We start from the raw sequence: 23,845 nt of genomic DNA on the forward strand, positions 1-23,845 counted from the left end.
GTGCCGGCTCATTAACGCTTCGCTCATCCTTTTCGCGAAAATAGCAACCAGTGAGACCGTCCTGAACGGACGGCGGTGAGCCCGTGTGATGAAGTCGGGTTCCCCTGATTGCGTTCAGTGAGGTTGCGTATGCGTAGTATCATGTTCTTCGCGGCGATCCTGATCGGTCTGGGCACCGTGATGGCGCAGATGGCCGACAAGATGACGGCGACGACGCCGGCCATGGCGAGGGCCTCATCCCCCGCACCCACGACACAGGGCAGTGCGAAGGCGGGTATCCGTAGCCTGTCGATTGCGCGCGATGCGCGCGGCCACTTCCAGACTGAAGCTAATATCGATGGCCAGCGCATCGGCTTCATGGTCGATACTGGCGCGTCCGTCATCGCATTGAATGAAAAGTCGGCGGCGCGATTTGGTCTACGTCCCTCGCGTGCCGATTATAACGCCACGGTGACAACGGCGAATGGAACGCTGAAGGCGGCGCGCACGCGAATCGCCATGGTGCAGGTCGGCGAAATCACTGTGCGCGATGTTGACGCGATGGTGCTGCCCGATGAGGCACTGTCGGAGAATCTGCTCGGCCTGTCATTTCTCTCGAAGTTGAAACGCTTCGAATATGCAAATGGCCGGATGGTACTCGAACAGTAGTACCGCATATCCCCACGGGATTAACGCCGCAGCCCAATTCTAAACAAACTCGCCCCCTTGAATGCCCGCACGTCTTCCCACAGGCGTGCGCAAAGGCTAAGCCTGCGCATTCGAGATTGATCCCAATAGATGCGAGGTCCCGCGATGTTTCCGAAGCCGAAGCCCTTGCTCGTGCCGAATACCTACGCTTACGAATCCGAGCCGATGGTAAAGGCCACGGGTTTTCGCGAATATGACGCGCGCTGGCTGTTTGGCAAGGAAATCAACCTGATGGGCATTCAGGCGCTGGGCATGGGGCTCGGTGCGCTGATTGCCGAACTCGGCCAGAAGCAGGAAATCGTCACCGGACACGATTTCCGCGGCTACTCTGCCTCGATCAAATATGCGCTGATGACGGGCCTGATGGCCGCCGGCTGCAAGGTGCATGATATCGGCCTTGCGGTAACGCCAATGGCCTATTTCGCCCAGTTCGATCTCGATGTGCCCTGTGTCGCCATGGTGACGGCCTCGCATAACGACAATGGCTGGACCGGCGTGAAGATGGGCGCCAGCAAGCCGCTGACCTTCGGCCCGGACGAGATGACCCGGCTCAAGGAAATCGTGCTCAATGCCGAGTTCAAGAACAAGGCTGGCGGCTCCTATCAATTCCACGAAAACTACCCAGCGCGCTATATCGCCGATCTCACCAACCGTCCGAAGCTGAAGCGCAAGCTGAAGGTCGTCGTGGCCTGCGGCAACGGCACCGCCGGCGCTTTCGCGCCGCAGGTCATGGAGGCGATCGGCTGCGAGGTGATCCCGCTCGATACCGATCTCGATCACACCTTCCCGAAATACAATCCGAATCCGGAAGACATGGAGATGCTGCACGCGATCCGCGATGCGGTGCTCGAACACAAGGCCGATGTCGGTCTCGGTTTCGATGGTGATGGCGATCGCTGCGGCGTTGTCGACAACACCGGCGAGGAAATCTTCGCCGACAAGGTCGGCGTGATGCTCGCGCGCGATATGTCGGCGGTTCACAAGGATGCGACATTTGTGGTCGATGTGAAGTCGACCGGCCTGTTCGTGACGGATCCGGTGCTGCAGAAGCAGAATGCGAAGACTTCCTATTGGAAGACTGGCCATTCCTACATGAAACGCCGCACCAATGAGCTGAAGGCGCTCGCCGGCTTCGAGAAGTCCGGCCACTTCTTCTTCAATGCGCCGGTGGGCCGTGGCTATGACGACGGCCTCGTGTCGGCGATTGCGATCTGCGAGATGATGGACCGCGCCCCGGGCAAGACCATGGCCGATCTGAAAGAGGCACTGCCGAAAACCTGGTCGTCGCCGACCATGTCGCCGCATTGTGCCGACGAGACCAAGTATGGCGTCGTCGCTGCGGTGGTGAAGCATTTCGAGGATGCGCAGAAGAAAGGCGACAAGGTTGCGGGCCAATCGATCCGCGATCTCGTCACCGTCAACGGCGTACGCGTCACCTGCGAGGACGGCAGCTGGGGCCTTGTGCGCGCATCGTCCAACAAGCCGGAACTGGTGGTCGTGGTCGAAAGCCCGGTCTCCGAAGCGCGGATGCACGACATGTTCGAAGCCATGAACGTGGTGCTGCGGACGCATCCGGAAGTCGGTGCGTATAACCAGACGATCTGATTCTTCTTACCTCTCCCCGCTCTGCGCGGGGAGAGGTCGCCGCGCCTTAGCGGCGGGTGAGGGGCATGGCACGGTGCTCACCTCATCGCTGGTGTCTGCGGATCGCAGGGCCCCTCACCCTAACCCTCTCCCCGCAAGGGCGGGGCGAGGGAATATCTGAGTGTCTCTCGGAGTCCGGCATACCGGCGAGACGATCGGCGTTATCTTTCCCCCATCATCTCCGACATCTCCCTTGCCGCTTGTGTCACATAGCGCTCCTTGTGGCGCAGCTGGATGAAGCGCCGTGTCGGCAGCGAGGCTTTGATAGCTGTAAGATCGCCGCTGCCAATCAAGGCGGCGGCAACCAGGCGTGAGATGATGCTCGCACCAGCGCCGGCCACGACGGCCGCGCAGACGGCTTCGTTCGACGGCAGCTCCATGGCGATGTGGATGTCGTCGGGCGCGATGCCTGATTGATCCAGCACCGATTGCGCGATGGCGCGCGTGCCGGAGCCGGCTTCACGCAGTACCCAGCCTGTCTCGGCGAACTGACCCGGAACGACAGCGCCTTGCTTCGCCCATGGGTGGGATCGGCCGACCACCAGTACCAGTTCGTCGTCGCCCACGGGCTGGGTCGCGAGCGCCGGATCGTCAACCGCGCCTTCAACGATGCCGAGATCGACTTCGCCGTCGCGCACCCAGTCGGCCACCTGTTCGGTATTTCCGATACGGAGGCTGAGGTCGATGCCGGGGAAGCGCTGTCGATAGCCTGCCATGACAGGCGGTAGAAAGTAGTTGCCGACGGTCTGGCTCGCGGCCAGCGCAAGGGAGCCGCGCGTCATGCCGGCCATATCGGTGAGGACGGTCGTCGCGGCGGCGGCGCGTGCCAGTACGGCCCGGGCTTCGATCAGAAAGGCGCGGCCAATCTCGGTCAATTCGATGCGGCGGCCGACGCGGTGAAACAGCTGTGTAGCATAGCGTGTTTCCAGCGCCGCAATGGCGGCGCTGGTGGCGGATTGGGTGAGATGCAGGCTCTCGGCAGCCCGCGTCATGTGCTCGTGTTCGGCGACGGCGACGAAGATCCGGAGCTGTTCGAGCGTCATGTGATCTCCGTCAGGTCATCAGTGTGACCAGCGCAAGGCTGAAGCTGGCAATGAACAGAAAGGCCGCGGCGCCGAGCAGCAGCGGGCGGGGACCCTTGGCGCGGAGCTTCCGGACATTGGTTTCCAGCCCCATCGCGGCAAGCGCCATGGTCAGCAGGAAGGTCGTGATCGGAATGATCACGCTCATGGCTGCATGCGGCACGTCAACGAGGCTGTTCAGGATCACCATCGCCACGAAGCCGAAGGCGAACCACGGCATCGGCACCTTGGTGCTGCCGGATTCCGTGCCGATGCCACGTGCGCGTCGGGTCGCCAGCAGGCCAAGTGTGATGACTACAGGTGCCAGCATCATCACGCGCGCAAGCTTGGTGATGGTGCCGAACTCGCCGGCTTCAGGGCCCCGTTGGAACGTGGCGGCGACGACCTGTGCGATCTCGTGGATCGATGCGCCGGCCCACAGCCCGAAATGATGCGGATCGAGCCGCAGCACATTACTGAGTAGCGGATAGACGAACATGGCGATCGAGCCAAAGATGGTGACGCAGGCAACCGCGTAAGCGACATCTTCGTCGGGCGCGCGGGTCACGGTGTTGGTCGCAACAACAGCAGAGGCACCGCAGATCGATGTGCCAGCGGCGATCAGTTCGACCAGTCTGCGGTCGATACCCATCGCGCGGCCAAGCCATGTGGTGAAGACGAAGGTTGCAATGAGCGTCGCCGCGATCACCGCAAAGCCGATGCCGCCAACCTCCAGCAATTGCGCTGCGGTCAGCTGCAGGCCGAGCAGGATGATGGCGAAGCGCAGGATGCTGCGCATGGAGAAGCCGATGCCGGCTTTGGCTGCGGCTGGCGTGCCGGATGTGTTCTGGATCGCGATGCCGATGCCGATTGCCAGGATCATCGGACTGGCGAAGCCGACATAGGGGATCTCACGCAAGGCGAATGCGGCGCCGGCGATTGCGGCGGTAAGCGCCAGGCCGGGGAGAAACGGAAGGCTGCGCGCAGCAAGCGGGCTGGTGCGGTTCGCATCTTGGGCAAGAACGGTCATGGGCCAAACTCCGGTTTGGCCACATCCTCATGTCGTTTGATCAATAAATCTAATTGATCATTATTGTCATTTCAATCGATATAGATGATTGATCGCTTAAGAGGCTGTCATTCCGGGGCATGGCCGGCTCTTGCCGGGCGCGAACCCCAGCCACTCCCTTGGAGTGGCGGGGAATCTCAGCATAGTGAAAACACATCGGGATTCCGGGCTCGGGTCCGACGCCTGCGGCGTCTCTCCCGCCCCGGAATGACGTCGAGGGCTCTTGGGAGCTTACTCATGCGGCCGGCATTGGCGGCACTGGCAGCGCCGTCACCGACTTGATCTTCTCCATGGCGAAGCGGGAGGTGACGTTCTTCAACGCCACCGCACTGATCAGCTTTTTGTAGAAGATGTCGTAGCTCTGCATGTCGGCCACGACCACGCGCAGCATGTAATCGACGTCGCCGGCCATGCGGTAGAACTCCATGACTTCGGGCATGGCGCTGACGGCATCGGCGAATTTCTTCAGCCAGGAGTCGGAATGGTCGCCGCTCTCCACCGAGACAAACACCGAGATACCGAGGCCGATCTTGTTTTGATCGACCAGGGCAACCCGGCGGAGGATCACACCATCGGCCTCAAGGCGCTGGATGCGCTTCCAGCATGGTGTCGACGAAAGCCCCACGCGGTCGCCGATCTCGGCCACCGACAGCGAGGCGTCTTCCTGCAGCACCGTCAGGATCTTGCGATCGATCGCATCGAGGCGACGGGTGGATTCAAGGGGCTGATCGGCGACATCGGTCATGGGAAGAACTTTGTTCTAATTACAGGGTCGAATAACCTCATATATAGAACATTCTTCCAAGGCAAGCCCTGTGCGGCCTCAGGTAAGGGCGCCGACCCTGGATTCCCTCAAAAGCTGTTCGACTTCAGCACGTTGCGGGCAGGCGAAAGCGCCGCCATAGCGGGTGCATTTCAGTGCCGCAGCAGCGGAGGCGAAGCGCAGGGCCTCCGGTACCGACTTGCCGCTGGCGAATTCCAGCGCGAAGGCGCCATGAAAAATATCGCCGGCGCCGAGGGTGTCCACGGTGTGAACGGGGAAGGCAGGGGTCTCCTTCGGATGCCCCTGCTCGTCGAGCCACAGGGTACCGCGGGGGCCGCGGGTGACGGCGAGGAAGGACGAGGTCAGCGTTGCCATCTTCTGCAGCGCCTTGAGATTGTCGGTGATGCCGGCGGTCGATTGCAGCGCGTCGTCCGAGAAAATCAGGTGTGAGGAGGCGGTCAGCAGGCCCTCGCGCTGAGACAGCGTGCTATCGATATCGACCACCACGGGAATGCCGCGATGGCGCGCCTCGATGCAGAGTTCGGTGGCGAAGCCCGCGCAGCGGCTCTCGACCAGGATGGCGTTGCAGTCCTTCAGCAGCAGGTCGTGATCGGGCAGTTTCACTTTCCAGAGTTCGGGATCGCGGAAGGTGACAATGGTGCGCTCGCCCGACGGGTCGATCATGACGGCCGAGATCGGCGTTACGAGACCTGGCATGTGCACCAGATGCGCGGAGTCGATGCCTTCCTTGGCGAGATCGTCGAACAGGAACTGGTCAGCGGTTTCGCTCTTGTCGCCCATTGGTCCGGTCATCGACGCCCGGCCGCCGAGCCGGCTGACGCCGATGGCGGCATTGAGCGCGTTGCCGCCGATGATCTGGGCGAAGCGTTGGGAAGGGAATTTCTGGCCACGCCCGGGTACGGATTCAACGGCAAAGGTCAGGTCGCGAACCGGCAGGCCGATGCACAATACGCGGACAGGCTTGGCGCTCATGAAGGATTCCCCGTTTGGTCAGGCCCGGTCGGGATGCAGCCAGCGGCCGAGCAGATGATGCGCGATGGCGAATGCATGCGGCCCCGCGAGCCCCTCCGGGTGTTCGCGTTTCCACATCAGCATCGCCTCGTCACGGTCAAACCACCGGGCGTCCTCAAGTTCCATTTTGTCGACGGTAATCTCGTCGCTGATGGCGCGGGCCGAGCAGCCGATCATCAGGGATGACGGATAGGGCCAGGGCTGCGTCATGTAATAGGTGACGTCGGTGCAGCGGATGCCGGCTTCCTCGAAGATCTCGCGCTTCACCGCGTCCTCGATGGTTTCGGCGGCTTCGACGAAGCCGGCGAGGCACGAATACATGCCCGGTGGGAACTGCTTCTGGCGGCCGAGCAGACACTTGTCGCCTTTCTCCACCAGCATGATGACGACGGGATCGGTGCGCGGGAAATGCTCGGTCTTGCAGCTTGGGCAAACGCGCTTCCAGCCGCCTTCGGCCATCGACGACTTGGCGCCGCAATTGGCGCAAAACCCGTGGCGCTGATGCCAGGACACTAGCGACTTCGCCTGCGCGATCGCCGAAAGCTGCTCCGGGGGCACCACGCCCTGCATCGCCATGCCGCGGAGTTCGCTGACAACGGCATCGTCGCGGGTCAGCAGCTTCTCGACGGCGGGTGCGCCGATGCCCATGCCGAACACGGCATCGCCATCACGCAGGCCGAGAAAGACGGTGCCGGGATTGGCGCCGAATGTCAGCGCCTCGTCGATGGTCAGCAGCGCGCGCTGGGCATCGCCATCCTTCTTCATGACCAGCGAGTCGCGATAGATCACGTAAGCGCGCGAGGAGCTTTTGCCCTCCAGCGCGAACAGTTTCTCGTCGCTGAAGCGCAGATGCGCGGCACGATCGAGCGTGTTGGAGACGAAGGCCGGGTGGCCGAGCGGAAACAGCTTGCTTGTCATGATGGTCAACCGAGCCAGATCTTGCGGCGGAGTTCTGAGATGAAGCGCTGCACTTCGGCGGCGTCATGGGCGAGTGGCGGCATCACGCCCCAGATCGGCCGCGGCCAGGCGGCATCGGTCTTGCGGCGTGCGATGATGTGGACGTGCAACTGCGGCACCATATTGCCGAGCGCCGCGACATTGAGCTTGTCGCATTTGGTGGTCTCTTTGAGCGCGCGGCCGACGCGGTTGATCTCGGTCATCAACTGGCCCTGCGCAACCTCATCGAGATCGATGATCTCGGTAATGTCGGCACGGCGCGGCACCAGCATGAGCCAGGGGTAATGCGCGTCCTTCACCACCAGCACGCGGCTGAGGGGGAGGTCGCCGATGTCGATGGTGTCTTGCTGCAACTGCTCGTGCAGCGACCAGGAGGAGGGAGCGGCCATTCTGACTCTCGATTAAGGCGCACAGCGTCGCAGGAAGCGGCTACGCAGACAACTCCCGTCATGGCCGGTTTTGCGCGTCTGGACCACGTTTTCTTGCGACTTTCCTGCGCAAATCTTGCGGCGGCCGCCGCGCTTGCTTTCCGACCATTTTGGCCCCAAATAAGCACCGGGAGATTGGCGGTGGACGAGCCACTCGCCAATCGGGTCAGGTCCGGAAGGAAGCAGCCCTAACGAGATCCGGATCGGGTCGCTCGTCAGTCTCCTACTTGTTTTATCGAGCAAATTCAGCGTCCTGCTCATGGTCGTTGGCTCGGTGGGCGCCTTGTTCGATGAGTGAGGCAGTATCGAAGGCCGGAACCTGTGTCCCGTTCCGCCTGTGATGCGCCAGATGTTCCGCAAGCCGGCTTTACGAGACAACACATTGCGGATTCCTCGATGACCGACGCTGGCACGTCCCTTCCCGATGATCACCAGGCCGGTTTCGATATGGGCGCAGCCCCCGCAGTGGCGACGCCCTATCGCGTGCTCGCGCGCAAATACCGCCCCGGCAGTTTCGACGATCTGATCGGCCAGGAAGCGCTGGTCCGCACCGTCTCCAACGCGTTCGAGACCGGCCGCATTCCGCAGGCCTGGATTCTCACCGGTGTTCGCGGGGTCGGCAAGACCACCACGGCGCGCATTCTCGCACGCGCATTGAATTATGAAATGGCCGATGGGTCGGTCAAAGGCCCGACCATCCATATGCCGGTGCCGGGCATCCACTGCCAGGCGATCATGGAAAGCCGGCATATCGATATTCTCGAAATGGACGCAGCGTCGCATACCGGCGTCGACGATGTTCGCCAGATCAATGACAGCGTGCGCTATGCGCCTTCCAGCGCGCGCTACAAGGTCTACATCATCGACGAAGTCCACATGTTGTCGACCGCCGCCTTCAACGCGTTCCTGAAGACGCTGGAAGAGCCGCCGGAACACGCCAAATTCGTGTTCGCCACCACTGAAATCCGCAAGGTGCCGGTGACGGTGCTGTCGCGCTGCCAGCGCTTCGACCTGCGCCGCGTCGATGCCGACGTGCTGATGTCGCATCTGTCGAACATCGCAGGCAAAGAGAATGTCGAGGTCGAGCCGGAAGCGCTGGGCATCATCGCCCGCGCCGCCGAAGGCTCGGTGCGCGATTCGCTGTCGCTGTTCGATCAGGCCATCGCGCATGCCGCAGGCACGGTCCGCGCCGATGCGGTCCGGCAGATGCTCGGCCTTGCTGACCGCACCCGCGTGATCGACCTGTTCGATTCGCTGGCGCGCGGCGATATCGCCAGTGCCTTCCGCGAGTTCCGCGAGCAATATGACGTTGGTGCCGACCCGATCGTGGTGCTCAGCGATCTCGCCGAATTCGTCAACTTCGTCACCCGCGTGAAGATCGTGCCGGCAACTGCCGACAATGTTGCGTTTGGCGAGACCGAACGTTTGCGCGCACGCGATTTCGCCTCGAAGCTGTCGATGCGGGTACTGTCGCGGATGTGGCAGATGCTGCTCAAGGGCATCACTGAAGTGCAGGGCGCGACGCGTCCCGCTGCCGCTGCCGAGATGGTGCTCGTGCGGATAGCTTACGTCGCCGATCTGCCGACCCCGGACGAAGCGATCCGGATGCTCGACCAGAATGGCGGGACGTCGCCGATGATCCCAACAAATGGTGGAGGGCGTGCCGCGCCGTCCTCCGCCAATCCTTCCGCTGCGATGTCGGCATCCTTGCCGTCAGCGCAGATGCCATCTGCGATGCCGACGATGTCAGCGGGCGTATCGCGCGGTCCGACCATGCAGCGCGGCAGTGCCGAACCATCGCCGCGGCCGCAGGTCGGCATGACGGATGCGCAGCCCGCGCCGGTGCTGAAGATTTCGACCTTCCCTGAACTCGTGGCTCTGGCCGGCGAGAAACGCGATCTGATGGTGCGTGGCGCCCTCGAATCCGATGTGCGCCTGATCCGGATCGAGGACGGGCGGCTTGAGCTGGCGATGGAGCGCACGGCGTCGCGCACGCTGATCAACGATCTGTCGCGCAAGCTTGAACAATGGACGGGCAGGCGCTGGGCCGTGATCGTGTCCAACGAGCAAGGCCAGGCGACACTGCGTGAGCAGCAGCTCGAACAGAAGAACGAGCGCCAACGCGCGGCGGAAGCCGATCCGCGGGTGAAGGAAGTATTGGCGCGGTTCCCTCGAGCGAAAGTCGAGGTGCGTGTCATCGCTCCCGAGCCGCCGGAATTTAGCGGTAGTGACAGTGACCTGATCAGCGACGATGCGTCCGACGGTCTCAACGACGACGATTAATCGAATTGCGAAGGAAAGCTCATGGCTGATTTTCTCGGCATGATGAAACAGGCAGCGCAGCTGCAATCGAAGATGAAGGCGATGCAGGACGAGCTCGACCATGTCGAGGTCGAAGGCATCTCCGGCGGAGGCCTCGTCTCGGTACGGATGACGGCGAAGATGGACGTCAAAGCCATCAAGATCGACCCGTCGCTGATGAAGGCTGACGAGCAGGAAATCCTCGAGGACCTTCTGGTCACCGCGATGGGCGATGCGAAGCGCAAGGCCGAGGCTGCCATGCAGGAGAAGATGCAGGCTCTGACCGGTGGACTCGGCCTGCCACCGGGGATGGGCCTCACCTGAGATGGCGTCGACGGCCGGACCGGAAATCGAGCGCCTGATTCAATTGCTGGCGCGGCTGCCCGGGCTTGGCCCGCGCTCGGCCCGGCGTGCTGCGTTGCATCTGATCAAGAAGCGCGAGGCGCTGATGACGCCGCTGGCCGGTGCCTTGCAAGTGGCGATCGACCGGATTCAAGTCTGCAAGATCTGCAGCAATATTGATACGCAAAATCCCTGCACGATCTGCACGGATCCGCGCCGCGATCCCTCGACCATCGTGGTGGTCGCCGATGTCGCCGATCTGTGGGCGTTAGAGCGCGCCAACGCGGCGCCTGGCAAATATCATGTGCTCGGTGGCACGCTGTCGCCGCTCGATGGCGTTGGTCCGCAGGATCTGACCATCGACGCACTGGTGTCCCGTGCGCATGAGCCGGAGGTGAGCGAAATCATCCTGGCGCTGAATGCGACGGTGGATGGGCAAACCACAGCACATTACATCACCGACCTCCTGCAGGACGCGAATGTGAAAGTGACGCGGCTGGCGCATGGCGTGCCGGTTGGCGGCGAACTGGACTACCTCGATGAAGGCACGCTGTCGGCAGCCATGCGACAGCGCACACTGTTTTGAGACGGGACTGATTTCGATGACACGATACAAATTCACGGCGCAACTCGGTCGGGTTGCGGTGCTTTCCATTGCAGGCCTCATGACGACGGTCGCTTACGCAGCCTCCGAAGCGCAGGAAACGCCGGCCAAACCTGTTGCGCCAAAGGCAATGCATATCGGCGACGTGCTGACGGGGCAGCTCAATGCCATGCGCAGCCGCGACGCGAAAGGCAAGCGCACCAATGTCTATCAGGTGGTCAGCGAGCCCCGCCGTCTGCCGGCCCCGGCCGGTCTGTGCAATCTCGAGACCGGCCCCGAGACCTTCGAGATCGTGGCGGCAAGCGAAGCGCAAGCCACGCAGTTGCAGAAACTTGTCGGCAAGGAAGTGGCATTCAAGGTGTCGGAAGTGTCCTGCGCCGAACAGGCAGGCCAGATGAGCGAAGCGCTGGTGACGAAATGGAGCGTGGTGTCGAAGCCGAACTGAACTCGCTTCGATTAAACCCGCACCGGCCCCAGCATCTCGAAATGCGCGCGGCGCTGCAGCCAGATCAGCAGGATCAGGCTCGGCACCGCGACCACCACGCTGATGACGAAGAACATCGGCCATCCCGTCGCCTGTGCGACGTAACCTGCACCCGCAGAAAGATAAGTCCGCCCAACCGCGGCGAGTGCCGTGAGCAGCGCATATTGCGTAGCAGTGTGCAGCGGGTTCCTGCAGAGCGCAGAGAGATAGGCGACGAAGATCACCGTGCCGATGGCGCTGGTGAAATTCTCGACTGAGATGGCCAGTGCCAGCGCCCATTGATTGACGCCGATGATGGCGAGCCACGAGAACGCGAGATTGGACAGCGCCTGCAAGATCGCACCGATCCAGAGGCTTGCCGCCAGCGAATAGCGCCGCGCCACGAAGCCGCCGGCAAAGCCACCGATCAGCGTTGCGGCGAGGCCAACGCCTTTGACGATGGCGGCATAGTCATTGCGGGTGAAGCCGAGGTCGATCACGAACGGCGCCGTCATGGTGCCGGAAAACGCGTCGGTGAATTTGAACAGCACGACGAAGGCCAGCGCAGCCCAGGCATCCTTTCGCGCGAGGAATTCAGAGAACGCGCCGATTGCGGCCTGCAGCACGCGCGCGAAGGCGCTTTCGTCGCGCGTGGCGGCTTCGGCCTGCGCTGATTGCTCGGGCTCGGTGGCCGCAAGCGCTGTGACCGTACCGATCAGCACCATCGCGGCCATCGCTACATAGCCCCACATCCATGCGGTGGAGCGCGCGATGCCCGTGCTCTCGAAGGCACTGACCAGAAACAGCACGCCGGCGGTCGAGATCAGCATGCCGATGCGATAGGCCGCGACATAAGACGCCATGCCGGCAGCCTGTTCGCTCTCCGGCAGGCTCTCCACACGAAACGCGTCGACGACAATGTCCTGCGTCGACGACATTGCGGCGACCAGCAATGCGCCAAGTGCGACGAACAGCGGTGAGCGCGCCGGATCGGTCAGCGCCAACAGCAGGATCGCACCGATCAGCAGTAGTTGTGAAAATACCAGCCAGCCGCGGCGGCGACCGAACTGCCGTGTAAAGAACGGCACGTGCAGCGCATCGACTAAAGGTGCCCAAAGGAACTTCAGTGTGTAGGGTGTGCCGACGAGGGCGAACAGTCCGATGGTGCCGAGATCGACGCCGGATTCGCGCATCCACACCAGCAGCGTCGAGCCGGACAGTGCCAGTGGCAGGCCCGACGACAGGCCAAGCAGCAGCACGATCAGCACCCGCGGCTGCGTGTATACCGCCATGCTCTCACGCCAGGAGGCACGGGGCTGCAAAGCGGGGGCGGTAGTCTCGGGTGCGCTCGTCATGAGGGAGAGTTAGCAGATTCGGAGCTCATCCGCAGACACCACGGTTGCCAACGCCGGCTTGATCAGGCGATCCAGTATCCGGTGGCCTGCGTGTGTGGCTGCGCAGGATCACATGACGACAGTCTGAGTTCTACTCTCCCGCCTGCAGCTTCTTCGGCAGCGGCGCGAACATGTCCACGGCTGCCGGCTTGCTTGCGGCCGGCGTGACATCCGCCGCATCGCTCTTGCTGAAATCCAGTTCCTCGATGCGGCCGGCGCGTTTCTCGATCTTGTCGGCGGAGATCAGGATCTGGCGGACGTCCTCATTGGCCTGACCGAAATGCGTCTGTAGCTTCATCACGCGATCGCGCAGACGGGTGAGGTCGTCGCCCAGATTCAGGACCTCGGTGCGGATCTGGTCGGCAGCGTCGCGCATGCGCGCGTCCTTCAGGATCTGCTGCATCACCTGGATCGCCAGCATCAGGAGCGATGGCGATACCAGCACGACGCGGGCGCGGTAGGCCTTCTGGATGATATCGTCGAAACCGTCGTGGATTTCCGCATAGACGGATTCCGACGGGACGAACATCAGCGCCGTATCCTGCGTCTCGCCGGCCACCAGATATTTCTCGGCGATGTCGCTGACATGCTTCATCACGTCGGTGCGCAAGCGCTGCGCCGCATATTTCTTTTCCTCGTCGCTGCGCGCGTCGTGCAATGCGGTGACGGCTTCCAGCGGGAATTTCGCGTCGATGCAGAGTGGTCGTTGATCCGGCAGGAAGATCACGCAATCCGGCCGCTTGCCCGATGACAGCGTGTGCTGGAACGCAAAGGCGCCGTTCGGCATGCCGTCCTTGACGATGCTTTCCATCCGCGCCTGACCGAAGGCGCCGCGGGACTGCTTGTTGGCGAGCACGTCACGCAGCGTCGTCACCTGCGAGGTGAGGTCGGTGAGGTTCTTGTGCGCGTTGTCGATGATACCGAGACGCTCGTGCAGCACACGCAATGAGTCCATCGTGTTGCGCGTGGTCTGTTCCATGGATTGGCCGACGCGATGGGTTACGGAGTCCAGCCGCTCGGACACCGCGCGTGCCATGTCGGCCTGACGGCCGGCCAGCGCTTGGCCCATGGCATCGACGCGGCCGGTGGCCTCGTTCTGCGCCTTCAGCACCTCGCTGAGACGCTCTTCCAATTCATCTGCGCGGATCGCCTGGGCCATGGCCATGGCGGCGCCGCGGCTGCCGGAGCGGGCAATGACAATGGCGATGACCAACAACAAGGTCAGCGCCAGCAACCCGAAGCCCAGCAACGCCATACCTGCGGTGACCGGCATGTCGCCGACCATGAAAAGAATCTCGTTCATCCGATCCTTGTAGCCGATTCGGGTAGTGATGCGAACGAAGGGGGAACATTTATGGTTGATGGATGATGAATTTTCCTAGTTAATGCATGCCTAAGAAACGTGGTTAAGCAGACCTTAACCGGCATGGTTACCCTCGTCTTAATCTTCATGCTTAGCGAGGAGTTAACGCCCTTCAAAGCCCAGCTTTTCCAGCGGATTGACCCGGGCCGGCGCGCAGATTAAATCGCCCGCCATGGCCATTCGTGAAATCATAATCATGCCCGACAAGCAGTTGCGGCTGATCTCCAAACCTGTCGAGAAGGTGACGTCAGAGGTGCGCAAGCTCGCCGACGACATGTTCGAGACGATGTATGACGCTCCCGGGATCGGGCTGGCGGCGATCCAGATCGCGGTTCCGCTGCGGCTGATCACCATGGATATCGCCAAGAAGGACGATGAGGAGGAGGGCAAGAAGCCGCGCGTCTTCATCAATCCGGAGATCATCTCGGCCTCGGAGGAACTCTCGGTTTACGAGGAAGGCTGCCTGTCGATTCCGGAATATTACGAGGAAGTGGAACGGCCGGCGACAGTGCGGATCCGTTACATGGACCTCGACGGCAAGACCATCGAGGAAGAGGCCTCTGGCCTGTTCGCGACCTGCATTCAGCATGAGATCGACCATCTCAATGGTGTGCTGTTTGTCGACTATCTCTCCAAGCTGAAGCGCGACCGCGTGCTGAAGAAGTTCACCAAGCTCGCCAAGCGCGCGGAGTAGGTTTCTCCGCCGACGCTGCAACAGATCGGCTTCGACCTATGTCGCTTCGTTTGATTTTCATGGGCACGCCGGATTTCGCGGTGCCGACGCTGCTCGAACTCGTGGCTCATGGCCATGAGGTCGTGGCGGTCTATACCCGCGAGGCGAAACCCGCCGGCCGTGGCATGAAGCTGCAGCCGACGCCGGTGGCGCGCGAGGCGGAACGGCTGGGCATTCCTGTGCTGACGCCGAAGACGCTGCGTACCGAAGAAGCCGAGACGCAGTTTCGTGCTTTCGATGCCGACGCCGCGGTGGTCGTCGCCTATGGCATGATCCTGCCGCAGAACATCCTCGATGCGGTGCCGCTCGGCTGCTTCAACCTGCATGGCTCGCTGCTGCCGCGTTGGCGCGGCGCCGCGCCGATCCAGCGCGCCATCATGTCGGGCGATGCCGAGAGCGGCGTGATGGTGATGAAGATGGATGTCGGCCTCGACACCGGCGATGTCGCCATGGCGGATCGCATCGCAATAACAGACACGATGACAGCTAAAGATTTGCACGATGCCTTGGCGCCGCTAGGTGCTCGTTTGATAGGTATCGCGATGGGAGGTCTTGAACGCGGTGGGTTGCGGCTTCGGCCACAAAGCGAGGATGGCGTCACCTACGCAGACAAGATTGCCAAAGCCGAAGCAAAAATCGACTGGAGCAGGCCCGCACGCGCTGTACTGCGGCATATCCATGGCTTGTCTCCGTTTCCAGGTGCATGGTGCGAGGCTTATATCCAAGGAGAGGTCGTGCGCCTCAAAATCTTGCGCTGCGAACTAGCGCAAGGATCAGGTACTCCGGGTGAATTACTCGACGACAGGCTAACGATTGCCTGCGGCCACGGTGCTATCCGCGTCATCGAGATGCAGCGCGCTGGCAAGTTGCCAATGAAGAGTGATGAATTTCTGCTGGGCATTGCCTTGAAGCCACCTATGCGGGTGGGCTGATGCCGCGCTACAAGATGATCATCGAATATGACGGCGCGCCATTCTCTGGATGGCAGGTGCAGGAGAATGCGACCCTGACCGTGCAAGGCGCGCTGGAACGTGCCGCGGAAGCGATTTGCGGCGAGCCGATCCGCGTTCATGGCGCCGGCCGCACCGATGCCGGCGTCCATGCGCTCGGCCAGGTCGCTCATTGCGACGTGCCGAAAGTGCTGGTGCCCGGTCGCTTTCGCGATGGCATGAATGCCCATCTGCGGCCGCATCCGGTCGGCGTGCTGTCGGCGGATATTGTGCCGGATGATTTCGAGGCGCGGTTCTCGGCCATCAAACGCCACTACGTCTATCGCATTACCAATCGCCGTGCGAACCTCACCGTCGATGCCGGCCGAGTCTGGCGCGTGCCGCGTCCGCTCGATGTCGCTGCCATGAGCGAGGCGGCGAAGCGGTTGCTCGGCCGCCACGACTTCACGACCTTTCGCGATACCGAATGCCAGGCCAAGTCGCCGATCCGTACGCTCGATCAGCTTGATGTAGTGCAGAACGGCGAGGCGATCACGATCACAACATCAGCGCGGTCTTTCCTGCACAGCCAGGTCCGCTCGATGGTCGGTTCGCTTGTGTGGGTCGGCAATGGCCGCTGGACGCCGGACGACCTGGCTGCGGCGCTTGCCGCTAGGGATCGCAGCGCCTGTGGCATCGTGGCGCCGCCAGATGGGCTGTATCTGGTAAAGGTCGACTACTAGACCTTCACGCCCTTCATCACGTCCCAGAACAGATCCTGTCCATTCGCGACATTCGCCGTCCAGTGTTCATGCGCAAAATCATTGGCGTCGTCGGTGATGAACTTGAAGGCGCGCCAGCGGATGCCGTGGCGCAGGCAGACCTGCGCGATGGCAAACAGTTCCATATCGACGATGTCGACCTTGTTGTCGACCAGCCAAGGATCGGTGGAGGTGACGAAACTGTCACCACTGCCGCAGATGACGCCGCGCTGACCCGAGACCAGACGGTCGAGGTCGGGCGCAAAGGGCGTGCGGCCGCGCGGCGCCAACGGCTCAGCATTCATGTCGCGCTGGATCACATCGCTGACCTCGACGAGGCCGTTGAGTTTGGTGTTCAGCTTGCCGGCGGTGCCGTAGTTCACGACGAGCTTTGGCTGCATGGCCTGCACTGCCTGAAGCGTGGCGATCGTGGTGTTGATCTTGCCGACGCCGGTGAAAATCACCTCGATCTCGGCAGGCGCGCGCGATTTGTCGAGCTCGCTTTCGAGCGCGGTGAGGACGAGAATCTTGCCGTTCATGCGAAATACCGATCCAGGACGCCGCGATAGATCTTTGTGAGTTTCTCCAGATCGTCGACTTTCGTGTGTTCGTCGATCTGATGCATGGTCTGGCCGACCAGGCCGAATTCGATCACCGGGCAGTAGTTCTTGATGAAACGCGCGTCCGAGGTGCCGCCTCCCGTGTTCAGATCAGGTGTGCGGCCGGTAACATCCTTGATCGCGGCGACGACCGTATCGGTAAATGCGCCAGGCTTTGTGACGAAGCTATCCGAATTGCTCGGTTCCCAGATCACATGCGCGCGAATGCGATTGCCGGCAGCGGCCGCGACGCGTGCATCGATCAGTTCGCGCAATGACGCCTGCGTGTGATGGTCGTTGAAGCGGATATTGAACTTCGCCTGCGCCTGCGCGGGGATGACGTTGGTCGCCTTATTGCCGACATCCACCGAGGTGAATTCGAGATTGGACGGCTGAAACTGCGCATTGCCCTGATCCAGCGGATCGCTGCTCAGCGCCGTGATCAGCGCGGCGATATCGGGCACCGGATTCGATGCGCGATGCGGATAAGCGACATGGCCCTGCACGCCATCGACCACCAGCGTGCCGGATTGTGAGCCGCGGCGGCCGATCTTGATGGTGTCGCCCATCTCCTCGACATTCGAGGGTTCGCCGACGATGCAATGATCGAATTTTTCGCCGCGCTCGGCGGCCCATTGCAGTAGCTTCACGGTGCCGTTCACCGCGATGCCTTCCTCGTCGCCGGTAATCAGGAACGAGATCGAGCCTTTCGGTTGTCCGCCATTCGCCGCGAGATAGTCCAGCACGGCGGCGACTGACGCGGCGATGCCGCCCTTCATGTCCACGGCGCCGCGGCCATAGAGCAGGCCATCCGTCACATCGCCGGAGAAGGGGGGGTGACTCCACGCGGCTTCTTCGCCGGGCGGCACGACGTCAGTATGGCCTGCGAAACAGATATGCGGTGCGGAAGTTCCGATCCGCGCATAGAGGTTTTCGATGTCGGCGCTGCCTTCTTCGCTGAAGGTGACGCGATGCACTGTGAAGCCGGCCGATGTCAGCAGCTTGTCGAGCACACCGAGCGCGCCAGCGTCAGCAGGGGTGACCGAGGGGCAGCGGAGAAGATCTTGAGCGATGGAGAGAGCGTCGGTGGACATCAGACCCTTGGTACAGTGGCAAGCTCGGAGAGTGGATCGGGACCGTATTCGTTCGGGCCGGCGGTGCCGCGCAGGAAGCCGAGCTCGACGATGGCCCAAATGGCCACGACAAAGCTGGCAATATGAAAGACGAAGCTGGTACTTTCGGCGCTGGTGCTGCCGATGCCGCTGAGGACGCTCGGCCCGAGCCAGAACACCAGGATCCACCAGCCGCTCTTGCCGCGGTCATGCAGCCGCTTGATGCCGGTGGCGATGCCTGACCAAGTGGCGGCGATGACGAGGATAATGCCGGCCAGCCACAGCAGGATGACCGCGCCGACCATGCTGAACAGGCGATCCGTGTCGAAGCCGCCGAGCCACATCACGGCAGCGGCGATGAAGGCGATCCAGATCACGGTGTAGAGCAGGATCGCGAGCCAGTATTTGCCGCGATTGATGCGGCCGTTGAAGCTGAAAAGCAGCGTGGTCCAGTCCATGGCAGCCCCCAGCCCTCAAGTTCATTCCGGATTGCGCAATATTGCGCGCAATCCGGCTGAAACTCAAATCAGGGCTTGGGTTCTGACCAATCAGAACCCAAGCCCTGTCTTTTTACTTTGACGCGTTTTCTTCACGCGAACCGGTACCCACTTCGCTCGAAAACGCTTTAGTCGCGCAGCAGTTCGTTGATGCTGGTCTTGGAGCGGGTGCGCTCGTCGACGCGCTTCACGATCACGGCGCAGGCGGTGGAGGGGCCGATCTGGCCGTTCTTCATCGGCTTGCCCGGCAGGTTGCCGGGGACCAGCACGGCATATTCCGGCACTTCGCCGACGAATACTTCGCCGGTCTCGCGGTCGACGATCTTGGTCGATGCGCCCAGGAACACGCCCATGGCCAGCACCGCGCCCTTGCGCACGATCACGCCCTCAGCGACTTCCGAACGAGCGCCGATGAAGCAGTCGTCCTCGATGATGACCGGGCCAGCCTGCAGCGGCTCAAGCACGCCGCCGATGCCGACGCCGCCGGAAATGTGCACGCGCTTACCGATCTGGGCGCAGGAGCCGACCGTCGACCAGGTGTCGATCATGGTGCTCTCGTCGACATAGGCGCCGAGATTGACGAAGGACGGCATCAGCACGACGTTCCTGGCGATGAAGGCCGACTTGCGGACGATCGCGCCCGGTACAGAGCGGAAGCCCGCGTCGCGGAAGCTGTTGTCGCCCCATCCCTCGAACTTCGAGGGCACCTTGTCCCACCAGGCCGCGCCGCCGGGACCACCGGAGATCTGCGCCATGTCGTTGAGGCGGAACGACAGCAGCACAGCCTTCTTCAGCCACTGGTTCACCGTCCACTTGCCGTCATCGGCGCGGGTGGCGACGCGGACCTCGCCCTTGTCGAGCAGGTCGAGCGCGTAATCGACGGATTCGCGGACTTCGCCCTTGGTCGATGCATTGACGGTGTCGCGCGCTTCGAAGGCGGCATTGATGATGGATTCGAGGGCGGTCAGCGACATCGCGGGATCCTTGGATTTTCTTGGGCCGATAGCAGGCAAATGATGATTTCGGAGGCTTTTGTCGGGATTTGGGGGAGAGGAGTCAAGAACAGAGCCTCTAACTCGGACTGTCATCACCCGCGAAAGCGGGTGATCCAGTATACTGCGGCCGGGCGGCTCTGGCACTGCTGACGGTGTTTACTGGGTCACCCGGTCAAGCCGGGTGACGACAGGAAGGAGTTCACCGCCCCTTGTTCAGTGCTGCCAGAAACCCCGTCAGATCGTCGGTAACGTGGTCGACATGGTCGTCGTCGCGGCCTTCCAGCTCCCAGTCTTCGCGCACGACCTCCTTGGCGCCGTCGGGCACGATTAGCACGGTGGTCATGCCCAGTTTGTGTGGCACCACGAGGTTGCGCGATAGGTCCTCGAACATGGCGGCCCTGGAGGGATCGACGCCGTGCAGCCGCAGGAACTTGTCATAGGTCTGTTGCGCGGGCTTCGGCTCCAGATCGGCGGCGATGATGTCGAAGATCGCCTCAAACTGGTCAGCGAAACCGAGACGTTCCAGCACCGCGCCGGCATGTGCCACCGAGCCGTTGGTCAGGATCAGCTTGCGGCCGGGCAATTGCGCGATGGCGGCGCCCATCACCGGATTGGGCTCCAGCGGCGAGTGATCGATCTCGTGGACGAAAGCGAGAAAGTCGTCAGCACGGACGCCGTGCTCGGTCATCATGCCGCGCATGGTGGTGCCGTAGCGTTTGTAATAATCCTTCTGAACCCTGAAGGCTTCGTCAGGCGAAATCCTGAGGAAGTTCGCCACGAAGTCGCGGATCCTGCCATCGACCTGCTGCCACAGGTTCACGTGGTGCGGGTACAGCGTGTTGTCGAGATCGAACACCCATGTCTCGACATGGCTGAAGGCGCGCGGCGATTTGGTCGGCAGGGTCATTGGTGGTCTCTGTTGTCCGGTCGTCACGGCGTCGCAAAGCGTAGCGTCTTGCCGCCGCCTGACATGTCGACGATGGCGAAGCCGGCGCTGGTGAGGCCGCGGGTCGTACAGTCGTTGTGGTCGCGGATCTCGAATTTGCTCTCGCGCGTGCACAGCATGCGAACGCCGCCCCAGTTCAAGGGCTTGTCGTTGAGCTTGATGGCGCGGCCGTTGTCGTCGACAGCCTCGGCGAAACTGAGGATCTGGCGGGGCTGGCCGACCACGTCGGGCCGCAGGCATTTACCGGGCTCGATGCGATACCAGCCGCGGCTGACAACGCCCTTGCCGTCATCGGTCGCGACAGACGCCATCACCTTGTAGGACGTGTCGTTGCACCAGGTGAGGCCCGTTGCGGAAGGGGCCTGCACCGCGGCGATCATGGTTTCAAAAAAGTTCGGCGCCGAAACCACGTCGGCTGCAAGACTGCGACTCTTGAGGAATGACGAGAGCGCGCTCTGGGTCTTCGGCCCGTCCACGCCGTCGATCGGCGCGGCGTCATAGCCAGCAATCACCAGCAGGCGCTGAATGGCAGCCAGCTTGGCCTGCTCGTCGTCATATTCGCTGTCTTCCGCGAGATAGGCGACCATATTGCCGTCTTCGCTCTGCGTCGGCTTGATCATCGTGAACGGCACTTGCGACTGTCCGGCACGGCATTGTCGGGCAGCAGCAATGACGAAATTATCCGGCGCGATGCACAGATTGTCGGTGCCATTCTGCGCCACGGGGGATGCACCATAGATGCTCAGCGCGCGGGCATGTAGCAGGATACGATCAGCGGTCAGCGTGCCCTGTACGACAACGCGACACTGCGCAGGATCGATGCGAAACCAGCCGCGCGTCGCGGTGGCGCTCTTGTCGTCGATGCCGATGGCGGCTTCAACGACATAGCTCATGCGGTTGCAGAGTTTGAGATCGGCTGAAGCGGAGGTGGTGAAGGCGGTGAGGAGGACTGCGCCAAGCAGGAGTGATAGGCGCGAGCGCCTCACCACGTCATGGCCGGGCTTGTCCCGGCCATCCGCGCCTTGGGTCACGCGTTGCCAGAAAACGTGGATGCCCGGCACAGGGCCGGGCATGACGGAGCTTCCAGTGCGCGTTTTGTCCATCACTTGTGGATCAGCGTGCCCGTGCCCTGATTGGTGAAGAGTTCGAGCAGCACGGCGTGCGGGGTCTTGCCGTCGATGATGACGACGCCTTCGACACCCTGTTCGAGCGAATAGATGCAGGTCTCGACCTTCGGGATCATGCCGCCGGAAATGGTGCCGTCGGCGATCAGCTTGCGGGCATCCTTGATCGACAGTTCGGGGATCAGCTTCTTCGACTTGTCGAGCACGCCCGGCACGTCGGTCAGCAGCAACAGGCGCTTGGCCTTCAGCGCGCCTGCAACGGCACCGGCAAAGGTATCGGCATTGACGTTGAAGGTCTTGCCGTCCCTGCTTGCTGCGAGCGGCGCCAGCACCGGGATCAGCTCATAGCCGATCAGCTGGTTCAGCAACGTCAGGTCGACCTTTTCCGGTTCGCCGACAAAACCGAGATCGACCACTTTCTCGATGTTCGAATCCGGATCGACCATGGTGCGCGTCGCCTTCGACGCGGTGACCATGTTGCCGTCCTTGCCGCAGAGGCCGACGGCCTTGCCGCCGGCTTCGTTGATGTAACTGACGATCTGCTTGTTGATGGAGCCGGCCAGCACCATCTCGACGATCTCGATGGTCGCGGCATCGGTGATGCGCAATCCGGCGGCGAATTCCGACTTGATGCCGAGACGCGTCAGCATCTGCGCGATCTGCGGGCCGCCGCCATGCACGACCACCGGATTGATGGCGGTCTGCTCGAGCAGAACGATGTCGCGGGCAAAGGCGCGGGCCGTATCCTCGGCGCCCATGGCGTGCCCGCCATATTTGATGACGATCGTCTCTTCGTCATATTGCTGCATGTGGGGCAGCGCCTCCGACAGGATGCGGGCCTGGTCGAGAGCACTGATGATGGGCGCGTCGGTCATGAAGCGGATCTCACGGTGAGCAATCTGCGGCGCGTTCTAGCCGATTGATCGGCGCTGCGCAAAGCATCGCTGCTCTGTCCAGTAGCCCGGCGTCAGGTGCTACGCGGCCAAGCTGCGGATACCGCCAGCCCCAGCCAGCTCAGGATCAGCAGGGTGCCGCCGGTCGGTGCGGCCATTGTGAACAAGCCGTGACCGACGTACTGACGCAGGGTCAGGTCGCCGGCGAAGATCGCGGCTGCGATGACAAAGCCGAAGGCGGCTGTCAGGCCGATCTGCAGATGGGCGACGCCGCGCTCGATCAGGGCGACGGCGCCGAGAATAGCGGCCGCGTGAAACAGCAGCATCGAGGAGGCCGAGGCCAGCCGGGTCGCATCGGGCTGGTGCGCGGAGGCCGCGGCGAGAATGACGCCATCGGCGCCCATCACGCCGGCCAGGATGACAAGGATGCGAAACAGGCCAAAGCGGGACATCAATTGCGCTCGTTCAACAGGCGGACCATGGCGGCCCGCAATTCAGCCATGCCGTCGCCGGTGCGCGACGATGTGACCAGCACCTCGGGAAAGGCTGCGGGATGAGTCCGCAACTCGGTGCGCACCTGTTCGAGGTTTTTTTCGAGTTCGCTCTTCTTCACCTGATCGGCCTTGGTCAGCACGATCTGGTAGCTGACAGCGGACCGATCGAGCGACCTGAGCACGTCGAGATCGACGTCTTTCAGCCCATGCCGGGAGTCGATCAGAACATAGACGCGGGCGAGGCTCGCGCGGCCCTGCAAAAAATTATAGATCAGCTTGGTCCAGGACGCGATCTTGACCTTCGGTGCCGAGGCATAGCCATAGCCGGGCATGTCGACGAGCCGGAAATTGGCGCCATCGGGACCTTCGAAGAAGATCAGTTCCTGGGTGCGCCCGGGCGTATGCGAGGTCCGCGCCAGCGCGTTGCGGCCGGTCAGCGCGTTGATCAGGCTGGATTTGCCAACATTGGAGCGGCCGGCAAAGGCCACTTCCATTCCTGCCATCGGTGGCAGGGTCTCGATCGAGGGCGAGGCCCAGATGAACTTCCATTCGCCTGCGAAAAGCAGGCGGCCCTGTTCGATCAGCTTCGCATCGGTGTCAGTGGTCATGCGAAGTCTTTCCGGCCTGCGCCCCGGCTTGCGCCGGGGACGTCAG

The 23,845-nt window shown here is 62.3% G+C and carries 26 protein-coding genes and 1 other RNA gene; 10 read left to right on the plus strand and 17 right to left on the minus strand.

Annotation, left to right across the window (positions count from 1 at the left end):
* Positions 1 to 129: 129 nt before the first annotated feature.
* A complete protein-coding gene (locus tag AB8A27_RS28325) occupies positions 130 to 648 on the plus strand; it encodes a TIGR02281 family clan AA aspartic protease (RefSeq protein WP_441244744.1) in 519 nt (172 codons plus the stop codon).
* Positions 649 to 792: 144 nt separating this feature from the next.
* Positions 793 to 2,292, plus strand: a complete 1,500-nt coding sequence (locus AB8A27_RS28330; protein WP_441244745.1) for a phosphomannomutase/phosphoglucomutase — start codon at positions 793 to 795, stop codon at positions 2,290 to 2,292.
* A 200-nt stretch (positions 2,293 to 2,492) separates the two neighbouring features.
* Here AB8A27_RS28330 and AB8A27_RS28335 read toward each other — a convergent pair whose 3' ends face one another.
* The 6 genes from AB8A27_RS28335 to AB8A27_RS28360 all read right to left on the minus strand — a co-directional run bounded on the left by AB8A27_RS28335 (position 2,493) and on the right by AB8A27_RS28360 (position 7,602).
* A complete protein-coding gene (locus tag AB8A27_RS28335) occupies positions 2,493 to 3,374 on the minus strand; it encodes a LysR substrate-binding domain-containing protein (RefSeq protein ID WP_441244746.1) in 882 nt (293 codons plus the stop codon).
* A gap of 10 nt (positions 3,375 to 3,384) precedes the next feature.
* Entirely contained in the window at positions 3,385 to 4,422 is a 1,038-nt protein-coding gene (locus tag AB8A27_RS28340) for a YeiH family protein (RefSeq protein WP_441244747.1), read from the minus strand.
* Between the two features lie 274 nt (positions 4,423 to 4,696).
* The gene (locus AB8A27_RS28345) at positions 4,697 to 5,206 is read right to left on the minus strand and encodes an Lrp/AsnC family transcriptional regulator (RefSeq protein ID WP_441244748.1); all 510 of its coding nucleotides are present in this window, start codon (positions 5,204 to 5,206) and stop codon (positions 4,697 to 4,699) included.
* A gap of 78 nt (positions 5,207 to 5,284) precedes the next feature.
* Positions 5,285 to 6,217 carry a sugar kinase gene (locus AB8A27_RS28350; RefSeq protein WP_441244749.1) on the minus strand — a complete coding sequence of 311 codons (933 nt, stop codon included), beginning with the start codon at positions 6,215 to 6,217 and terminating at the stop codon, positions 5,285 to 5,287.
* An 18-nt stretch (positions 6,218 to 6,235) separates the two neighbouring features.
* Positions 6,236 to 7,174 carry an NAD(+) diphosphatase gene (gene nudC, locus AB8A27_RS28355; RefSeq protein WP_441245064.1) on the minus strand — a complete coding sequence of 313 codons (939 nt, stop codon included), beginning with the start codon at positions 7,172 to 7,174 and terminating at the stop codon, positions 6,236 to 6,238.
* A 5-nt stretch (positions 7,175 to 7,179) separates the two neighbouring features.
* Positions 7,180 to 7,602 carry an HIT domain-containing protein gene (locus AB8A27_RS28360; RefSeq protein ID WP_441244750.1) on the minus strand — a complete coding sequence of 141 codons (423 nt, stop codon included), beginning with the start codon at positions 7,600 to 7,602 and terminating at the stop codon, positions 7,180 to 7,182.
* A 169-nt stretch (positions 7,603 to 7,771) separates the two neighbouring features.
* Between AB8A27_RS28360 and ffs the strand changes: the two genes are divergently transcribed.
* The 5 genes from ffs to AB8A27_RS28385 all read left to right on the plus strand — a co-directional run bounded on the left by ffs (position 7,772) and on the right by AB8A27_RS28385 (position 11,333).
* Positions 7,772 to 7,868: signal recognition particle sRNA small type (gene ffs, locus AB8A27_RS28365), an RNA gene on the plus strand.
* 169 nt (positions 7,869 to 8,037) lie between these two features.
* Positions 8,038 to 9,924, plus strand: coding sequence for a DNA polymerase III subunit gamma/tau (locus AB8A27_RS28370; protein WP_441244751.1), 1,887 nt, complete (start codon positions 8,038 to 8,040; stop codon positions 9,922 to 9,924).
* A gap of 21 nt (positions 9,925 to 9,945) precedes the next feature.
* Positions 9,946 to 10,266 (plus strand): YbaB/EbfC family nucleoid-associated protein, encoded by a 321-nt coding sequence (locus tag AB8A27_RS28375; RefSeq protein ID WP_092139976.1) that lies wholly within the window; start codon positions 9,946 to 9,948, stop codon positions 10,264 to 10,266.
* 1 nt (position 10,267) lies between these two features.
* Positions 10,268 to 10,870: a recombination mediator RecR gene (gene recR, locus AB8A27_RS28380; protein WP_441244752.1), complete on the plus strand. Its 603-nt coding sequence runs from the start codon at positions 10,268 to 10,270 to the stop codon at positions 10,868 to 10,870.
* A 16-nt stretch (positions 10,871 to 10,886) separates the two neighbouring features.
* Positions 10,887 to 11,333 (plus strand): hypothetical protein, encoded by a 447-nt coding sequence (locus tag AB8A27_RS28385; RefSeq protein WP_441244753.1) that lies wholly within the window; start codon positions 10,887 to 10,889, stop codon positions 11,331 to 11,333.
* Between the two features lie 11 nt (positions 11,334 to 11,344).
* Here AB8A27_RS28385 and AB8A27_RS28390 read toward each other — a convergent pair whose 3' ends face one another.
* Both AB8A27_RS28390 and AB8A27_RS28395 read right to left on the minus strand, forming a co-directional pair.
* Positions 11,345 to 12,706 carry an AmpG family muropeptide MFS transporter gene (locus AB8A27_RS28390; RefSeq protein WP_441244754.1) on the minus strand — a complete coding sequence of 454 codons (1,362 nt, stop codon included), beginning with the start codon at positions 12,704 to 12,706 and terminating at the stop codon, positions 11,345 to 11,347.
* 130 nt (positions 12,707 to 12,836) lie between these two features.
* Positions 12,837 to 14,048, minus strand: coding sequence for a DNA recombination protein RmuC (locus AB8A27_RS28395; protein WP_441244755.1), 1,212 nt, complete (start codon positions 14,046 to 14,048; stop codon positions 12,837 to 12,839).
* 232 nt (positions 14,049 to 14,280) lie between these two features.
* Here AB8A27_RS28395 and def point away from each other — a divergent pair, with 232 nt between their 5' ends.
* Genes def through truA form a run of 3 tightly spaced genes read left to right on the plus strand, consistent with a single transcriptional unit; the run spans position 14,281 to position 16,513 of the window.
* Positions 14,281 to 14,802: a peptide deformylase gene (gene def, locus AB8A27_RS28400; protein WP_092139968.1), complete on the plus strand. Its 522-nt coding sequence runs from the start codon at positions 14,281 to 14,283 to the stop codon at positions 14,800 to 14,802.
* A 38-nt stretch (positions 14,803 to 14,840) separates the two neighbouring features.
* Positions 14,841 to 15,773: a methionyl-tRNA formyltransferase gene (fmt, locus tag AB8A27_RS28405; protein ID WP_441244756.1), complete on the plus strand. Its 933-nt coding sequence runs from the start codon at positions 14,841 to 14,843 to the stop codon at positions 15,771 to 15,773.
* The gene (truA, locus tag AB8A27_RS28410) at positions 15,773 to 16,513 is read left to right on the plus strand and encodes a tRNA pseudouridine(38-40) synthase TruA (protein WP_441244757.1); all 741 of its coding nucleotides are present in this window, start codon (positions 15,773 to 15,775) and stop codon (positions 16,511 to 16,513) included. The genes fmt and truA overlap by 1 nt, the downstream gene beginning before the upstream one ends.
* Here the strand turns inward: truA and AB8A27_RS28415 are convergent.
* The 9 genes from AB8A27_RS28415 to yihA form a co-directional block, all read right to left on the minus strand.
* Positions 16,510 to 17,070 (minus strand): phosphorylase family protein, encoded by a 561-nt coding sequence (locus AB8A27_RS28415; RefSeq protein WP_441244758.1) that lies wholly within the window; start codon positions 17,068 to 17,070, stop codon positions 16,510 to 16,512. The genes truA and AB8A27_RS28415 overlap by 4 nt on opposite strands.
* On the minus strand, positions 17,067 to 18,224 hold the full coding sequence (dapE, locus tag AB8A27_RS28420) for a succinyl-diaminopimelate desuccinylase (protein ID WP_441244759.1): 1,158 nt from the start codon (positions 18,222 to 18,224) through the stop codon (positions 17,067 to 17,069). The genes AB8A27_RS28415 and dapE overlap by 4 nt, the downstream gene beginning before the upstream one ends.
* Positions 18,224 to 18,700: a DUF805 domain-containing protein gene (locus AB8A27_RS28425; RefSeq protein ID WP_441244760.1), complete on the minus strand. Its 477-nt coding sequence runs from the start codon at positions 18,698 to 18,700 to the stop codon at positions 18,224 to 18,226. The genes dapE and AB8A27_RS28425 overlap by 1 nt, the downstream gene beginning before the upstream one ends.
* Before the next feature lie 167 nt (positions 18,701 to 18,867).
* Positions 18,868 to 19,713 carry a 2,3,4,5-tetrahydropyridine-2,6-dicarboxylate N-succinyltransferase gene (gene dapD, locus AB8A27_RS28430; RefSeq protein WP_441244761.1) on the minus strand — a complete coding sequence of 282 codons (846 nt, stop codon included), beginning with the start codon at positions 19,711 to 19,713 and terminating at the stop codon, positions 18,868 to 18,870.
* Positions 19,714 to 19,933: 220 nt separating this feature from the next.
* The gene (locus AB8A27_RS28435; protein WP_441244762.1) at positions 19,934 to 20,641 is read right to left on the minus strand and encodes a pyrimidine 5'-nucleotidase; all 708 of its coding nucleotides are present in this window, start codon (positions 20,639 to 20,641) and stop codon (positions 19,934 to 19,936) included.
* A gap of 23 nt (positions 20,642 to 20,664) precedes the next feature.
* Positions 20,665 to 21,753, minus strand: coding sequence for a DUF1036 domain-containing protein (locus AB8A27_RS28440; RefSeq protein WP_441244763.1), 1,089 nt, complete (start codon positions 21,751 to 21,753; stop codon positions 20,665 to 20,667).
* 29 nt (positions 21,754 to 21,782) lie between these two features.
* On the minus strand, positions 21,783 to 22,679 hold the full coding sequence (gene argB, locus AB8A27_RS28445; protein WP_441244764.1) for an acetylglutamate kinase: 897 nt from the start codon (positions 22,677 to 22,679) through the stop codon (positions 21,783 to 21,785).
* Between the two features lie 92 nt (positions 22,680 to 22,771).
* Positions 22,772 to 23,149, minus strand: a complete 378-nt coding sequence (locus AB8A27_RS28450; RefSeq protein WP_441244765.1) for a DUF423 domain-containing protein — start codon at positions 23,147 to 23,149, stop codon at positions 22,772 to 22,774.
* The gene (gene yihA / locus AB8A27_RS28455; protein WP_441244766.1) at positions 23,149 to 23,799 is read right to left on the minus strand and encodes a ribosome biogenesis GTP-binding protein YihA/YsxC; all 651 of its coding nucleotides are present in this window, start codon (positions 23,797 to 23,799) and stop codon (positions 23,149 to 23,151) included. The genes AB8A27_RS28450 and yihA overlap by 1 nt, the downstream gene beginning before the upstream one ends.
* Between the last annotated feature and the right edge of the window lie 46 nt (positions 23,800 to 23,845).

Origin of the sequence: Tardiphaga sp. 768_D3_N2_1 (assembly GCF_052076105.1) — a bacterium.
In the GTDB taxonomy this organism is placed as follows: domain Bacteria; phylum Pseudomonadota; class Alphaproteobacteria; order Rhizobiales; family Xanthobacteraceae; genus Tardiphaga.

Coding starts and splice junctions, on each gene's coding strand:
- AB8A27_RS28325 (WP_441244744.1), top strand. CDS start 130: ATGCGTAGTATCATGTTCTTCGCGGCGATCCTGATCGGTCTGGGCACC.
- AB8A27_RS28330 (WP_441244745.1), top strand. CDS start 793: ATGTTTCCGAAGCCGAAGCCCTTGCTCGTGCCGAATACCTACGCTTAC.
- AB8A27_RS28335 (WP_441244746.1), bottom strand. CDS start 3,374: ATGACGCTCGAACAGCTCCGGATCTTCGTCGCCGTCGCCGAACACGAG.
- AB8A27_RS28340 (WP_441244747.1), bottom strand. CDS start 4,422: ATGACCGTTCTTGCCCAAGATGCGAACCGCACCAGCCCGCTTGCTGCG.
- AB8A27_RS28345 (WP_441244748.1), bottom strand. CDS start 5,206: ATGACCGATGTCGCCGATCAGCCCCTTGAATCCACCCGTCGCCTCGAT.
- AB8A27_RS28350 (WP_441244749.1), bottom strand. CDS start 6,217: ATGAGCGCCAAGCCTGTCCGCGTATTGTGCATCGGCCTGCCGGTTCGC.
- nudC (WP_441245064.1), bottom strand. CDS start 7,174: ATGACAAGCAAGCTGTTTCCGCTCGGCCACCCGGCCTTCGTCTCCAAC.
- AB8A27_RS28360 (WP_441244750.1), bottom strand. CDS start 7,602: ATGGCCGCTCCCTCCTCCTGGTCGCTGCACGAGCAGTTGCAGCAAGAC.
- AB8A27_RS28370 (WP_441244751.1), top strand. CDS start 8,038: ATGACCGACGCTGGCACGTCCCTTCCCGATGATCACCAGGCCGGTTTC.
- AB8A27_RS28375 (WP_092139976.1), top strand. CDS start 9,946: ATGGCTGATTTTCTCGGCATGATGAAACAGGCAGCGCAGCTGCAATCG.
- recR (WP_441244752.1), top strand. CDS start 10,268: ATGGCGTCGACGGCCGGACCGGAAATCGAGCGCCTGATTCAATTGCTG.
- AB8A27_RS28385 (WP_441244753.1), top strand. CDS start 10,887: ATGACACGATACAAATTCACGGCGCAACTCGGTCGGGTTGCGGTGCTT.
- AB8A27_RS28390 (WP_441244754.1), bottom strand. CDS start 12,706: ATGACGAGCGCACCCGAGACTACCGCCCCCGCTTTGCAGCCCCGTGCC.
- AB8A27_RS28395 (WP_441244755.1), bottom strand. CDS start 14,048: ATGAACGAGATTCTTTTCATGGTCGGCGACATGCCGGTCACCGCAGGT.
- def (WP_092139968.1), top strand. CDS start 14,281: ATGGCCATTCGTGAAATCATAATCATGCCCGACAAGCAGTTGCGGCTG.
- fmt (WP_441244756.1), top strand. CDS start 14,841: ATGTCGCTTCGTTTGATTTTCATGGGCACGCCGGATTTCGCGGTGCCG.
- truA (WP_441244757.1), top strand. CDS start 15,773: ATGCCGCGCTACAAGATGATCATCGAATATGACGGCGCGCCATTCTCT.
- AB8A27_RS28415 (WP_441244758.1), bottom strand. CDS start 17,070: ATGAACGGCAAGATTCTCGTCCTCACCGCGCTCGAAAGCGAGCTCGAC.
- dapE (WP_441244759.1), bottom strand. CDS start 18,224: ATGTCCACCGACGCTCTCTCCATCGCTCAAGATCTTCTCCGCTGCCCC.
- AB8A27_RS28425 (WP_441244760.1), bottom strand. CDS start 18,700: ATGGACTGGACCACGCTGCTTTTCAGCTTCAACGGCCGCATCAATCGC.
- dapD (WP_441244761.1), bottom strand. CDS start 19,713: ATGTCGCTGACCGCCCTCGAATCCATCATCAATGCCGCCTTCGAAGCG.
- AB8A27_RS28435 (WP_441244762.1), bottom strand. CDS start 20,641: ATGACCCTGCCGACCAAATCGCCGCGCGCCTTCAGCCATGTCGAGACA.
- AB8A27_RS28440 (WP_441244763.1), bottom strand. CDS start 21,753: ATGCCCGGCCCTGTGCCGGGCATCCACGTTTTCTGGCAACGCGTGACC.
- argB (WP_441244764.1), bottom strand. CDS start 22,679: ATGACCGACGCGCCCATCATCAGTGCTCTCGACCAGGCCCGCATCCTG.
- AB8A27_RS28450 (WP_441244765.1), bottom strand. CDS start 23,149: ATGTCCCGCTTTGGCCTGTTTCGCATCCTTGTCATCCTGGCCGGCGTG.
- yihA (WP_441244766.1), bottom strand. CDS start 23,799: ATGACCACTGACACCGATGCGAAGCTGATCGAACAGGGCCGCCTGCTT.